Source organism: Novipirellula caenicola (assembly GCF_039545035.1).
Taxonomy (GTDB): domain Bacteria; phylum Planctomycetota; class Planctomycetia; order Pirellulales; family Pirellulaceae; genus Novipirellula; species Novipirellula caenicola.
In genome coordinates, this window is record NZ_BAABRO010000019.1 from 119,341 (window position 1) to 134,100 (window position 14,760).

Consider the following 14,760-nt stretch of genomic DNA (forward strand, 5'->3'; position numbering starts at 1 on the left):
GCGGGAGCGACGGCATTTTGCTCGTTTTGTCGTCAAAACACGTCTGTTGGCGGTAGATTTCCGCCATCGTCAAGCGGTGTATCCGCGACTATAATGACGGCTCCCCACCCCACTGCGATTTCGCTTCGCCAAAATCCCTTCCTACTGAACTCGCTCGCTCACGAAGAGATTCATCGCGAGCGAACGAGGCGTTTCGTCGCTGAGAAGCCAGCGTTTTGGTCGCACGGCGATCAACGACGTCCCCCCACCTTTCGCAAACGCCCACAGGCACTACGTTCGATGTTGATCGCACGCAATTTCTATCGCTCGTCACGAAGTCGCTTTGACGGATCACACTGCCGAGGCTTGATGCGAGTCACGCTGCTTGTCCTGATCTCAACATCCGCACTGGCCGCCGACGCGCAAGCGACGGAGCCAACGCCCGCCGACGGAACCAAACTGAGCAGCGAGGCGGTGACGTTCTTCGAGTCCAAGATCCGTCCGCTGCTGATTGAACACTGCTACGAGTGTCATTCGCACGAAGCCGACGCAAACGAAGGCGAACTGTATGTCGATTCGCGTGCCAGCCTGAGACGGGGCGGGACTCGCGGCGCCGCGATTTCCGGCAGCGATCCCTCACAAAGTCTGTTGCTTCGCGCGGTCGAGTACGCGGATGACGACATGCAGATGCCTCCGGCGGGAAAACTTGACGACGATTCGATTGCAAACCTTCGCACCTGGATTGCAATGGGCGCACCGGACCCGCGGGTGATCCAGCAGGATGCGGATCTCGAGGCGTCGGTATCGCCCATGGACATTGATCCCAAATCCCACTGGGCGTTTGTCGCTCCGGTGTCACCCGAACCACCATCGGACCATGATCCGCGATCCCACGACGTGATCGACGATTTTGCGAGCCAGCGAGCAGCGGATCGCGGCGTGACCTTGGCGGAACCGGCACCTCGTGAAACACTGATCCGCCGTGTCTATTTTGATCTAACCGGTTTGCCGCCAAGTGAGTCAACGATTGAGCAGTTTGTCGCTTCGACACGACCCGATGCGTACGAACGATTGGTCGATTCGCTATTGGCGTCACCTGAATATGCCGAGCGATTTTCGCGACATTGGTTGGACGTGGCTCGCTACGCCGACACCGTGGGCTACGCACTCGGTGGAAAAGAACGCCGATTAAAAGGCAGCGATCGTTACCGCGATTGGACGATCCATGCGTTTGGCTCGGACATGCCCTACAACGAAATGATCCTGCACCAATTGGCCGGTGACCGCACCGACCCCGAAAACGAGGCGGGTAATCTGGATGCGATGGGTTTCTTGACCGTCGGTCGTCGCTATTTGAACCGACTGGACACTCGAGACGATCGCATTGACGTGATCACTCGTGGGTTGCTTGGTTTGACAGTCAGCTGTGCTCGTTGCCACGACCACAAGTTCGACCCGATACCCACGGCCGACTATTACGCCATGTTTGGCATCCTGAACAGCAGCCAACATCGCGAAGACGGTAAAAGCCCGCTGATGATGGTGGACATCGAAAAGCCGCACGATCACCGGATCCTGGTTCGCGGCCAACCCGGCAACCAAGGCGAGATCACGCCGCGACAGTACTTCACAGCGCTACGGGACGCCGATGACCCACCGTTTCGTGATGGCAGTGGTCGCTGGGAATTGGCGAACAAGATCGCTGCGGAGGACAATCCGCTAACTTGGCGAGTTTTTGTCAATCGCATCTGGGGTCATCTGACCGGCAAACCGTTGGTCGAATCGACCAGCGATTTTGGAGTGCGAACACCGCCGCCCGCCGTGGCGGAGGTACTCGAAGAGTTGGCGGTCGATTTTTCGCGACATCAAAGTGTCAAGAAATTGGTGCGACGCATCGTGCTTTCGCGTATCTATCGTCAATCGGTTGCCTCCACCGTGCGAAATCGTGAACTCGATCCCGACAATGAATTGCTGGCTCGCGGCAACCGTCGACGCCGTGATTTTGAATCGCTGCGAGATTCCTTTTTGGCAGTCTCGGGAACGCTGCAGCACACGATTGGCGGCGAGCCGGTCGAGATCACCGGACCGACGCCTGTCCCCCGGCGTACGATCTACGCGATGATCGATCGCCAAAATCTTCCCGCAGTCTTTCGCACCTTTGATTTCGCCAGCCCCGATGCTCATTCACCGGCTCGCTACTTCACCACGGTACCGCAACAGTCGTTGTACCTGCTAAACGGAGCCCAATCGCAGGAATTGGCTCGGCGGGTAGCAAAGGAAGTTCGTCAATCCGTTGGCCATTCCGACAAGCAGCCGAGCGAATTGGCGTACTCCCGAGCACTCGTTCGCCGCGTATTGTCACGGGAACCCAGCAACGAAGAGCAGCAGCAATTCGCAGCCTTCTTGCAACAAGATCCAACGCCACTGATTGCTGCACGGGACCACTGGAACTACGGCACGGCGACATTGGATTCCGATCGACGCGTGACCGAATTCCAACCGTTTGCGGTGTTCAAAGACCGACGTTGGCAAGCCAAGGATAAATTCCCGGACGATGATGCATTTGGTTATGCGTCGTTAACCAACAACGGGGGTCACGCGATGCGGGGCGCGGACGGCGGTGTCGTGCGTCGATGGACTGCACCGGTGGCAGGCGACGTCACCATCACGGGGATGATCGAACATCGAGAAAAACGAGGTGACGGAGTCCAGGCCATCGTGTGGTGTGGGAAGGAACAATTATTGAGCGAAGTTCGTCACGGCGAAAAGCGTGCATTTGGACCGCTGAACTGCCACATCGAAAAGGGAGAAACGATTGATTTCGTCATCAACCGTGGTCAATCCGATAGTTTTGATTCCTTCCTCTGGCAAGCCTCGATCGAACTGGTGACCGCCACCGGGCAAGCCTACCAAACCGACTCGCTCGAAGATTTCAGCGGCCCCGGTGGACACCCAACCTCTCGGCCGCTCGATCGACTCGAGCAATTGGCGCAAGTATTGATGATGAGCAACGAGTTTGCGTTCGTGGATTAGGCAAACATCGCCGCAGTTGTGCAGAGCTTGCGTCGCGGAAGTCGAGCGTGAGTGTCATTCGATTGACAAATGCCTGCCCATGGCGAATGCCTGATTAAATGCTTGACGGCTTGTTGATTTAATCGAAATGCCATTCGCAACAGTGCGTCGTAAAACGCGGGTATTGCGTGGGACCCGGCCGCTGACGCGTCGCGGCTCAGTAAACCAACAAGCCGTTGACGAGTGCGCTACGGGAGAACGCTTCACAGCGTTAGCTGTCTACTTCACTTGCCTCAGCATTGGTCGATGCGACGATGCGGTCGAGCTCCGCGACAATCTCGGGTGGCAACCGTGTGGCGGTACACGTTTCACGTATCTGCTCGGGCCGACGCGCCCCGACGAGTGCGGCGATAACGCCGGGCTGCGAGACGGCCCAACCGATTGACAATTGGGCCACGCTACGGTCGACGCGTTCGCCAAGCTCCTGCATTTGATCCAATATCTGATGCGTTCGCTCACGCGCCTTGCCCTGAAAAATTGGGTAACCCGGCCGGCTATCTCCTTTGGCGAACACATGGTCGCGTTTGATCTTGCCCGCCAACAAACCTTTCATCAGCGTCCAAAACACGTAGACCTCGCCGCCATCGGCACTCGCCTCGGGGATCAATTGATCGAGCGAATCCCGCTGTAACAGATTCAGCGGACACTCGATCGCATCGCAGCGAACGACCGCTGCAAATTGGGCTCGTTGCGTCGGCGTCACATTACTGACCCCGGTGCGTTTACAGAGTCCTCGTCGCTGCAGTTGGGCCATCGCAGCGGCTGAGGTTTCGATTGCGACCTTCGGATCCGGCGAATGCAACATCAACACATCAAAGCAATCGATCCCCAATCGACGTAGCGATTCTTCGGCATCGGCGGTGAGCGATTCGGCGGTCCCATCAACGATGCGTTGCCGATCCGACGACCATCGCTGGCCCACTTTTCCGATCACTTTGAAACGGTCGCGATCTTTGGCCAGAAACGGCCGCAAAAGCTTGTCGCTCTCGCCGTCATAGCCGTAGCTGAACGCAGTATCAAATACGGTCACCCCCAATTCGATCGCGGCAGCGATGGTGGCTTCCGCGTCGCTGCGGGTGACGCCCACCGTGGTGACACCCGCGATCGGCCACAGCCCCAGGACGATTGGTTTTTCGTTATTCATGTAGGCTATTGTGCCGAGCAGAACCGGCGGCGAAAAGCGTCTACCAACGAAAAAAGGGGTGCGAAGGAAAATTCCCTCGCACCCCATGTTTGACGCTTCTAGCGGACTCCGTCGCGGTGTTCCGGACTAAAACGATGAGTCGGAGCCGCTGGGCCAATTGTTCAATTCAACTTAGAGGTTGATGATCACACCTAGGTCGATTCCTTGAACCCAGAGGCTTGAATCATCAAATTGGAAGGCTCGACCACCAAACGGGCCGCCGGTGGCGTTGGTCGTTCCATCGAAGATCGGATCGACGACGTCACCAGCCAAGGCAACATTGTCAAAGTACAGGAACGAGTAGCCGACGCTAAGTGCAACGTTGGGGCGGAACTGGTAACCGAGCTTGAAGTTCGCTTCGGGGATGAAGGAGAACACGTCTCGCTCGTAAGTGCCTTGGTTGTCCAAAGCCAGAGCACCACCAGAAAGCACGGCAGGGTTGCTGCCGATCGGACCGAACTGGGTCGAACCTGCAATGTTGGCGGTTTGGTTCATGTTACCCAAGTGAACCTTGGTCAGCGAACGGGCGGTCCAACGACCACGACGGACGCTCATTTCGAAACCAACTTGTCCACCGTTGAAGCGGTTTTCCATGTCGAACGAGTCGTTGTAGTTGGTCACGTCACCGGTGTCGCGGTTCACGCTGAAGCTGCTCATTCGCAAGGTGTCGTCGATGCTGAAGTGAGTGTAACCTCCGATCAATTCAACCTTGCTGGAGCGGCTGCCGCCCAGATTGATGCGAGCGTAACCTTCGGCACCAAGCAGGTCCAGCGAGCTTTCGGCGGCGATTGCACCGGAGAAGTTTGCAGCCCCCGAAGGACCAGCAACGTTGTCTGCTGCGACAAAAAATGCGTCCATGCCGCCGGTGTCGGTGTTGAAGTACGGACGACCGATCGTGCGATCGCTACCGTCACCTTCGCCGTAGAACGAATCTTGGTTTTCAGCAAGGATCCAAAAGCGACCACCGAGGCCGACGTTCTTGGTGAAGTACTTGCCAATGTCGCTTCGGAAACCACCCGACAATTCGCCGTTGATGTCGTCACCAAAGACCGTCGTCGCGCCATCACCAAAGGGAAACTCACCTGGTTCTGCGGTGGTGATCAAAGCTGGCATGTCGCGGTCTTGTGTGAACCACAACAAGGCTTCGGTTTGGGCCCATGTATTGCTTTCGCAACCGAACATGGATCCCAGCCCCAGACGGTGAAGAGCACCGCGGCGACCGCATTGGCCACCACAGCTACCGCTGCAACCGGCATCACATCCGCCGCTGTAGCCCATGCCACAACCGGCTTGGCCACAGCTGCCACCGCAACCGCCGTCACAAGCGGATTGATAACCCATCGAGCCGCGAAGATTTTTCAAACGATGGCCATCCAAGAATGCCACCGGTTGCAGATCGTTTGCGATCGGAGCCACATAGGCAGGCTCGGCGTCGTAGTGTGCAGGGGCTTCTTCGTACGCTTGCGAAGCCTCGTAGTCTTGCGACGACTCGTAGCGATTCGCATGCGATGCCGGAGCGACTTCACTCACCTGTTGTTGGTAAGTGCTTTCGTCGGCAAAATAAGCGTCTTCGTCGTAGCCTGGAAGATCGCCAACACTCGAAGCACCCTGTTGAGCAAAGCTCACGTTTGAGGCAGACAGCAACAATGCTGTTAGGGCCAAGCCTCTCAAATTCGTTTTCATAGGAAATCTCGTAACAGTCCGGGAACACTGATTGACTGGTATAAGACAATCGACTCGTTTCACCGCTATATGCAGATCGACAGGAACACTACGTAAAGTCAACTCAAACTACCCAGCTTGGTGAATAAAGCGTGCAAAGTTTCGCTAACATCGCTGGATTACCCGTTAGAATGGATGTTTCACGCAATTCCGCGGTGTGAAGCGGCATTTACACCCGCTCGGAAACCAAAAAAACTCGCAAAGAATCGCGATATCGGCTCGTAATTCTCGACCGGAGCTGCCAATGTCAGCGCCGGTGGCCCAACGAAATTCACAAGCGACATTTTTGACAGCCGAAAGAGTCGACGGCTTCGGACAGCGTTGACAGTGGCTCAGGGGATGAAATGGACGGCAGACAATCGGATCAAGAAATGGACAGCAAGCAGACCCACGCGGCATCCGCAACGGATCCGGCCACCAACGACGCCGCAGCGGACAACAACCCTGGACACGGGAAAACATCCCACCACACTCCCGTCGCCGCGACGCAGGAATCCATGAAAGTCTCGCTCACTGACCCCCACCCGCCGCTGCAGGGCGATTCACCGCCGCAAGGGGATCTGCTGCAGAGTGCCATCTTGGACCCAGCGTCCCCAAATTCCGAGCTCCACAGTTCCGAGTCCTCCCCATCGGTGCCGCCGCATCCGGAACCGGAACCCGAGCGCAAACCTGCCACCAGCGCTCGTCACATCGGCGGCACTCACAAGGCGCTCTCGCCCTATTCCAAGCAAGGGCTTAGCCCTCGCATGATTCGCTGGCGTCGTAAATTGGCTCAGATCAATGCACTCGAACCGATTTTAAAAGCCGAAGATGACCTCTCGCTGCGAAAACGATCGCTTGCACTGCGTTATCGAGCGATGGCGGGCGAAAAGCTTTCCACGCTGTTGCCCGAAGGCTATGCCCTCGTTCGCGAAGCAGGCCGGCGAGCGTTGTCGATGCGGCACTACGACGTGCAGATCATCGGCGGCATCTCATTGTTCGAAGGCTGTATCGCCGAAATGCAGACCGGGGAAGGCAAAACGTTGACCGCGTCGCTGCCGCTGTACCTGCACTCATTGACAGGAAAAGGGGCTCACTTGGCCACGGTCAATGATTACTTGGCCAAACGTGACGCCGAGTGGATGCGGCCGCTGTTTGAACTGCTCGGCGTGACCGTCGGGATCATTCAGACGCAGGATGACCAGAAATCTCGCCGCGAATCCTATAGTTGCGCGATCACCTACGGAACGGCCAAGGAATTTGGCTTCGATTTCTTGCGAGATCGGCTGTTATTGCGAGCCCAAAATCGTTTGCAAACCGAGATGCTTGGCGATGGCGGTGGCGGGTTCTCGGGCAGCGGCGACCAAATCGTGATGCGAGGCATGCATTTCTGTTTGGTTGACGAGGCCGACAGCATTTTGATTGACGAAGCGCGGACGCCGCTGATCATCGGCAGTATCGAAGACACCGTTCGCGACCAAATCGTCGAAACCTATCGCTGGGCCGCCGAAAACGCCCCCAGCTTTGAATTGGACGAGCATTTCGAGATCGATGACGACACCAAACAGTACGAATTGACCGCTCGGGGACGGCAAAAAGTCCGCGCGCTTCCCAAAAGCGACCTCGTTCGCACGATGGGGCTGGTCGATTTGTACGAGTACATCGAACGCTCGATCAAAGTCCATCGCGAGTTCCTGTTGAACCGCCAATATGTGGTCAAACCGAACGAAAAAGGGATCGATGAAATCGTGATCGTCGACGAATTCACCGGCCGGCTCGCCGAAGGACGCAAATGGCGGGACGGGATTCATCAAGCGATCGAAGCCAAAGAGAACATCGAAATCAGCGTCCCCACCGGCCAGGCGGCTCGGATCACCGTTCAAGACCTGTTTCTACGTTACCCACATCTGGCCGGGATGACCGGGACCGCCGCCACCAGCGCCCGTGAATTGCGACGTATCTATCGGACTCCGGTGATCCCGGTTCCCACCAACCGGCCTCCCAAACGTAAACGACTGGCCGATCGTGTGTTTGGAACGATGCAAGCAAAATTCGAAGCGGTCGTCAAAGAGGTCCAAGAGGTCCATGCGCAAGGACGCCCGGTGTTGATTGGAACGCGATCCATCGACAAGAGCATGATCGTTTCTCGATTGCTCGACGAGCTTGGGATCGAACACAAAGTGCTGAATGCGAACAATGTCGAAATGGAAGCCGAGATCGTTTCGGCGGCTGGCGAACGAGGCAAAGTGACCGTGGCGACCAACATGGCGGGGCGTGGTACCGATATCAAATTGGCCGACGCGATCGAAGCGATGGGCGGAATGCACGTGATCTGTACCGAACTGCATGATGCCGCGCGGATCGACCGCCAATTGATCGGCCGCTGTGGTCGACAAGGCGACCAGGGCTCGTATCGCCAATACCTGTCGTTGGACGACGACATCCTCAAAGGAGGACTCGGCCCGGCTCGAGCGGCGAAGTTGAAGGAAAAGGGGATCGCCAAACCTGGGGCGATGGACCATTACGCGAAACTGTTCGGCAAGGCACAGCGAAAGGTCGAACGCAAACATTTCCGCGACCGCATGGTGCTGATGCATCACGAAAAAGAACGCAAGAAAATGCAGCGTGAAATCGGGCAAGATCCGTATCTCGATACTCCCGATTGATCCTCCGGCCTGCGTCGCTGCACAGCGAATCATTTTTCAAAAACTTTCTCTATCGGTGTTGACAGCACACTTCCGCAGTGGCTATTCCCAACCCAAACCAAGAGACTCTTGGCGGAAATCACAGGAGGTGATTTGCTATCAAAACAGCGTAACGTTGTTTTGGTCAGCCGCGAGGAGGATGTTGGGGTGTTGAAAGTCCTGTGAAGTTTGAATCACAGGCGGGAGTGCTGGGACCACCGGCAACAAAGCACCGTGTACAAGTACCACGCGTTTTTGTTGTGCAGGCAATCTTAACGCGACCGGTATCATTGAAGTCTCACCGCGAAGAAGGAGAGTCGCGTTGAACCGCCTCTTAAACGCAAATGGCCTCGTAATGGCACGCCGTCCTCTCGTGGGACACCGACAACCGATAGGTTTATTCACCTATGCGGTTAGTCTAGGCATTCTTTACTCACTGGCGTCATCGACGACCGTATCGGCTCAACTGCCAATGCCGCCTGGTGCTGCCCCGCAATCACCAAGCAGCCTCGCTGCCTCGGGAACCCCGAGTGTTGCGACCGAGCAACTCATTGCTCAGACTCGCGACGCGATGAGTCGTAAAGACTATCGCAACGCAGTCGAGCTGTTCCGGCATTCGGTCGCCTCGGTGACCCAAGCGCCTCAGATGGCATCGCAAGTGGAAAAGCTTCGTGGCGAACTGCTCGCCGTCGGCTTTGATCGCGAATTGCTGTCGATGCCCCCGACCACACCGCGGCCCGCGACGGCCAATCTCGCAAACGACCCACCGTCGATGCAACGATTGCCGAACGTCGCAGATGCTCAGCCGATCGGAGGCACGTCGGATGTCGCCGCACGAAAACGAGAGGCCCTGCGATTGCTTGCGATCGGACGTGCTTCGCTTGATCGAGGTGACGCCTCGACCGCGTTGACGCTGGCTCGACAAGCCCAATCGCTGAACGTCCCTGAGCGTGAATTCACCACTGGCGAACCTCGCGTTTGGCAGCTGCTGTTGGATGCCGAATCGGCCGCACGCAAAAGCGGAGTATCGCTGACCAGCGGCACTTCGCCCGCGACCGGTTCCCCGGTGCGTCAAGCTGGTGCAACCAGCGACGATGTCAATTCGGGTGCGGTGGCTCAGATGCTGTTCAACGGTGACCAACCCACCAATGGCATTTCGCAAGTACAAAACACAGAACCACTGCCGTCGAGCAACTCGAGCGTTGCCACACAAGCCTATCAAGACGGATTGGACTTGCTGACTCGCGGTAACAAGGTCGCCGCTCGCGAAAAATTCCTGGAAGCGTGGAAACACGAAGCCGAGCTGGATCTGGAAACCCGCCGTCAACTGAAAGACAAATTGACGTTATTGCAATCCAACAGCATTGGATCGATGACGCCCAAAGATCCTTCGGCACCGTTGACGCCGATCGAGCAGGCTCAGATTGAAAACCAAGAAAAGACACGTCGCATGTATCGCGAAGTGACTTCGGAATTGGCCAAGGCTCACGAATCGAAAACGACCGCACCGATGGACGTTTTGGATCAACTCGATCGACTAAAGCGACGCGTCGAGACATCGGATCTGGACGAAGCAAGCCGACGATCGTTGACCGTGATGGTCGACAAGGCCTTGCGAGAGCAACAACAGTATGTCGAAAACAACCGAGCCGACATCGAATTGGAACTTGAAAATGAAACCGTCCGCACCACGATGGCGACCCAATCGCAACGTGAAGCCGCGGTGGATGACGAGATCGCGACGTTGGTCGAAGAATTCAACCAATTGATCGAAGAGCGACGTTTCAACGAAGCCGAAGTGGTTGCCAAGCAAGTCGCGGAATTGAAGCCAGGTTCGCCGATCGCGATCACGATGTTCCACAACGCCCGAATGCAAGTTCGCCGTTTGATGAACCAAGAGATCAGCGACGCCAAGGAAGACGCCTTCGTCACCAACATGCTTGACGTGGAACGAGCGTCGATCGGAATCGATCCTGAACGCAACTTTGCTCTGCCCGACGCACGCGTCTGGGAAGACCTGTCGCGACGTCGATTGGCCAATACCGGCGGCGACCAACGCCTCAGTGCTCGCGAGCAAGAGATCACGCGTTCGCTTGCGACCGACGTGAACGTTAAATACCGCAACCGTCCACTGCACGAAGTGCTCGACGAACTGTCCGCCGTCACCGGCGTGCCGATCGTGATGGATAGCCGATCGTTGTCGGCCGTCCGAGTGACTCCCGATACTCCGGTGAATTTGAATCTGCAAAAGAGCATTCCGCTAAAGAGTGCATTGAGCTTGATTCTGACGAACTTGGAACTGACGTATGTGGTCGAAAACGACGTACTGAACATCACCAGCCTCGAAGCCAAGCGAAGCAAGGTCTATCCAAAGACCTATCGTGTGACCGACTTGGTCACTCCGATCCCGAACTTCACGAGCAGCTACGAAGATGGATTGGCAGGAGCTCTGCGAGCGGCCTACCAGATGTCCAGCCCGCATAGCGATGTCCAGATCATGCCGGTTTCGCCCACGGACCTGGGTCGCGGAATGGCCGCCAGTATGTCGCCGTCACAGATGGCACCGAACATGTTAGGTCAATTTGCACCGATGGGTTCGCAAGGAGGCTTCGGCCCAGGCAACCCGCCCACCGCCGCCGCTGGCGGACGTGGGGGCAGCTCGTTTGCTGACTTTGGTTCGCTGATGACCCTGATTGAAACGACCGTGGTACCGGACACTTGGGAAGCCCTTGGCGGCCCGAGCACGATGGCTCCGTACCCACAAAACTTGAGTCTGGTCATCAGCACGACCAGTGACGTGCACGACCAGATCACCGACCTGTTGACGACGCTGCGTCGTCTGCAGAACCTGCAGATCACGATCGAAGTTCGCTTCATCACGCTTTCGGATACGTTCTTTGAACAGATCGGTGTCGACTTTGACGTCCAATTCGATGACAACACCAACGGGTTGCCTCAAGACGACTCGGGACCTGGGGTCACGATCGGCTTCAACGGCCCTGGTGGAATCACCTCGGACTTGGACGTGCAATTCCAGAACAACAACTTTGGGGTCACGCCACCGTTCAGTGCTCCTGACGCCGGTGCGATCTCGACGCTTGGATTTGCGATCCTCAGCGACATCGAAGCCTTCTTCTTCTTGCAAGCCGCTCAGGGCGACAGCCGTAACAACGTCATGCAAGCTCCGAAGGTCACGCTGTTCGATGGTCAGTTTGCAACGATCAGCGACGTGTCGCAGCGACCGTTCGTTACCAGTATCACGCCGGTCGTCGGTGACTTTGCCGTCGCCCAGCAACCGGTCATCGTGGTGCTCAACGAAGGCACTCAGTTGAACGTGCAAGGGATCGTCAGCGATGACAAACGGTTCGTCCGCCTGACGCTGGTTCCGTTCTTTAGCCAGATCGGCGACGTCGACACGTTCACCTTCGAAGGCCGACGCTCGACGAACACCGACAGCAACACGACTCGCGACACCAACGGTGACGGCGTGATCGACGAAAACGACGAAACCGACTCGGACACCTCCAGCGACATTGTCGAAGGTACCACGGTCCAGTTGCCGACGTTCGCCTTCACGCAGGTCAGCACGACGGTCAGTGTGCCGGACGGTGGTACGATTCTGCTGGGCGGGATCAAGCGTCTTGCCGAAGGTCGATCCGAACGCGGTTTGCCATTCTTGAGCAAGATTCCTTACATCAGCCGACTGTTCCGCAACGTTGCGACGGGCCGGGATGCACGAAGCTTGATGTTGATGGTGACACCACGAATCATCATCCAAGAGGAAGAAGAGATCGCTCAAACCGGATTCGACCCCAACCGCTAACGTTGGCAACCAATCCAAAGCGATAACAAAAACGAAAAACGCCGGACGGAAACGCCCGGCGTTTTTTCGTGTTTACTGAGCAGCGTTGTTGCTGTCGCTCGTGGATCGAACCCACGCAACGGGTTGCGCCCGATAAGGTTAAAAGATGGAAGGTTAAAAAAGGGGGACGCATGAATGGTTCGTCACGGCTGCGAACTCCCATCTTCGGAATTGGCAGCATGTTTGGTTTGCGCGGGTTTGATTCCTTAGTCGCGAAGCGACGGCAGGCTGTAGCCTGGGACGTAAGTCCCAGGAAAATGGAGCGAACGCGCCGTGAGCCACGAAGTGACGACAGGAGTTTTTCGGCATCGCACGGAGGTCACGCAACGAATTCATGCCGTCGCTTCGCGACTTTCGATGTCCCCCATACCCAAACCCCGGACTGGCGTCCGGGGCTAAAACCTGCCACCGCTTCGCGGTTCAGGAAGAAAATCTGCGTGATCAAAATGCACCGTCAACCCCAAAGATTTAGTGACCACGGTCTAACCACGCCAATACTAAGATTTTTTGCCGGACATCTTTTGCCAAAACCTTGCTGCTGTCCGATCGGGTCACGGTTGATGATGCAACGCGTCCTCGCACGTGTACAGTAAAATAATACGCTCGGTGGAAACACGGCGGGTTCACCGTCACTTGCACCGAAGCCGGCTTGTGAGATTTTCCAAAAACAACATTTACCACCCTGGCTCGGTGATGTGTAACGCTCTGCCGAAACTCGAAACTTATGAATGCGAAACTAAGTCGATGGAGATACGCTCTAGCCATCTTCGCAATTAGCGGGGTTGCACTTTCTGCTGCGATCTATCCTCGCTTAGCTCGCTATCGTTCGTACAACAAAATCGTTAGCCGGACGGATGCGGATTTGAACCTCACGCCTCAGCCGATGGATTTTGTGGTAGGTCATTCAGATGATGTTATGCACCTGGCGATCGGCTATGCGGATATTGGGTTGCCCAGAAACTGGGCAATGGCGATCACGACTCATGGCCCCGAACAAAATGCGATCCAGATAGGAGGAGATGCTGGCGAAAACATCGTTTTTATGCCCCCGTTTTTTGATGCACAGCTTTCTGCAGACGGCAACTATTCTTGGACGTGTAGTGAATTGAATTCACATCGGGTGTCGTTGGCAAAAATCTTCATGATGTCGAAGTCGGAATTCACGGAACTGATGGGCTATACGGTTTCCAAATCGCTCAACCGATACAATCAAAATGGCATTGGTTGCTTTGCCACGGAACATGTCCGCGGTTTCATCCATTTTGGGCCACAGGCCGAACCCGGTAATGTTCACATCAAGGCCTGGTCAAACCGAGGAAAACTGTCCCAGGGCATATTGATTTCATCGCGCAACGCAGAAACGGCTTCAAAGATCACTCAATGCGTAGTTGCGAACCTTAAATACTCGATCGATGACGTACCAACAGGAGACGTACTCCAAACTTTGATTCGCAGCAAACTGGGAAAACACGACCTTTTTCGCGAAACGACTGACGAGCAATGAATCTTCTGAGAGCCGAGAGCAACGGGGACAGAACATTTGAACGGGGTAAGCAAAGATCAATAGCTATCATCTCTCGACGCCAGCTACCCGCCCGAGGGTTAGCTCTGTCCCTGGCTTTTCGCGCAGGTCTGCAGAGGTCTTTCGGGTCTTTTAGCCGCATTGGCTAACGCTGGGATGCAACCATCCACGCTCTGGCGAGCGTAGCTACCCTGCGGTAAACGTCGGGCAAAAACATAGCCCAGAGTGCGACACAATCTCTGCAAGTGTGCCGGCCTCCGGCCTTGCGGTGTAGGTCGCCTCTAAACCGTTGGCTAACGCCAACGGCAGTTCATGTGTCGGCCTCCGGCCTAGTTCGCTCGCGATGATCGAACCAATGTTGGGCAAGTAAATGTCATACCCCAAGATTCGAAGTGTCACCTCGTCCGCGATATGGTCTTGAGCTGATTAGTTCAGACAAACGGGTTGGCCTTAAAAAAGGTTAAAAGATGGAGGGTTAGAAAATGGGGATGGACGATTGCTCCGTCGTAGTCGTCAGCCTCCACGGCATGTTCATCTTCCTGTCACCCATTTTCCTGTATACCCCTTTACGCAGGTCTGCAGAGGGCTTTCGGACTAACTGACGCTTTGTCTAATGCTGTGATGTAAACGTCCACGCTCTGGCGAGTCCTCATTCCGCTTCGCGGCACCCTAAATAATGAAAACGGCGGTTAGTGTATAATTTACGATGGCTGACGTGTGAGTTGGGTCGCAGATCGTGCTCCACTGGCGTCTAGAG

Annotated in this window: 6 protein-coding genes; 4 read left to right on the forward strand and 2 right to left on the reverse strand. The window is 56.0% G+C overall.

Going from position 1 to position 14,760, the window contains the following annotated elements:
- Positions 1–93: 93 nt before the first annotated feature.
- Positions 94–3,012, forward strand: a complete 2,919-nt coding sequence (locus tag ABEA92_RS26190) for a PSD1 and planctomycete cytochrome C domain-containing protein (protein WP_345687874.1) — start codon at positions 94–96, stop codon at positions 3,010–3,012.
- A gap of 250 nt (positions 3,013–3,262) precedes the next feature.
- On the opposite strand, the gene ABEA92_RS26195 is transcribed toward ABEA92_RS26190, so the two are convergent.
- Positions 3,263–4,195 (reverse strand): aldo/keto reductase, encoded by a 933-nt coding sequence (locus ABEA92_RS26195; RefSeq protein ID WP_345687876.1) that lies wholly within the window; start codon positions 4,193–4,195, stop codon positions 3,263–3,265.
- 171 nt (positions 4,196–4,366) lie between these two features.
- Positions 4,367–5,860, reverse strand: a complete 1,494-nt coding sequence (locus tag ABEA92_RS26200; protein WP_345687878.1) for a BBP7 family outer membrane beta-barrel protein — start codon at positions 5,858–5,860, stop codon at positions 4,367–4,369.
- A gap of 467 nt (positions 5,861–6,327) precedes the next feature.
- Here ABEA92_RS26200 and ABEA92_RS26205 point away from each other — a divergent pair, with 467 nt between their 5' ends.
- The 3 genes from ABEA92_RS26205 to ABEA92_RS26215 all read left to right on the forward strand — a co-directional run bounded on the left by ABEA92_RS26205 (position 6,328) and on the right by ABEA92_RS26215 (position 13,985).
- Positions 6,328–8,601: a preprotein translocase subunit SecA gene (locus ABEA92_RS26205; RefSeq protein WP_425572497.1), complete on the forward strand. Its 2,274-nt coding sequence runs from the start codon at positions 6,328–6,330 to the stop codon at positions 8,599–8,601.
- A gap of 589 nt (positions 8,602–9,190) precedes the next feature.
- Complete coding sequence (locus ABEA92_RS26210) at positions 9,191–12,442, forward strand: type II secretion system protein GspD (RefSeq protein WP_425572501.1); 3,252 nt, start codon at positions 9,191–9,193, stop codon at positions 12,440–12,442.
- A gap of 763 nt (positions 12,443–13,205) precedes the next feature.
- Positions 13,206–13,985 (forward strand): hypothetical protein, encoded by a 780-nt coding sequence (locus ABEA92_RS26215; RefSeq protein ID WP_345687881.1) that lies wholly within the window; start codon positions 13,206–13,208, stop codon positions 13,983–13,985.
- Positions 13,986–14,760 lie beyond the last annotated feature (775 nt).

What these genes read in the sequence shown, in the direction of transcription:
- ABEA92_RS26215 (WP_345687881.1), top strand. Translation starts at nt 13,206, where the DNA reads ATGAATGCGAAACTAAGTCGATGGAGATACGCTCTAGCCATCTTCGCA.
- ABEA92_RS26205 (WP_425572497.1), top strand. Translation starts at nt 6,328, where the DNA reads ATGGACAGCAAGCAGACCCACGCGGCATCCGCAACGGATCCGGCCACC.
- ABEA92_RS26195 (WP_345687876.1), bottom strand. Translation starts at nt 4,195, where the DNA reads ATGAATAACGAAAAACCAATCGTCCTGGGGCTGTGGCCGATCGCGGGT.
- ABEA92_RS26190 (WP_345687874.1), top strand. Translation starts at nt 94, where the DNA reads ATGACGGCTCCCCACCCCACTGCGATTTCGCTTCGCCAAAATCCCTTC.
- ABEA92_RS26210 (WP_425572501.1), top strand. Translation starts at nt 9,191, where the DNA reads ATGAGTCGTAAAGACTATCGCAACGCAGTCGAGCTGTTCCGGCATTCG.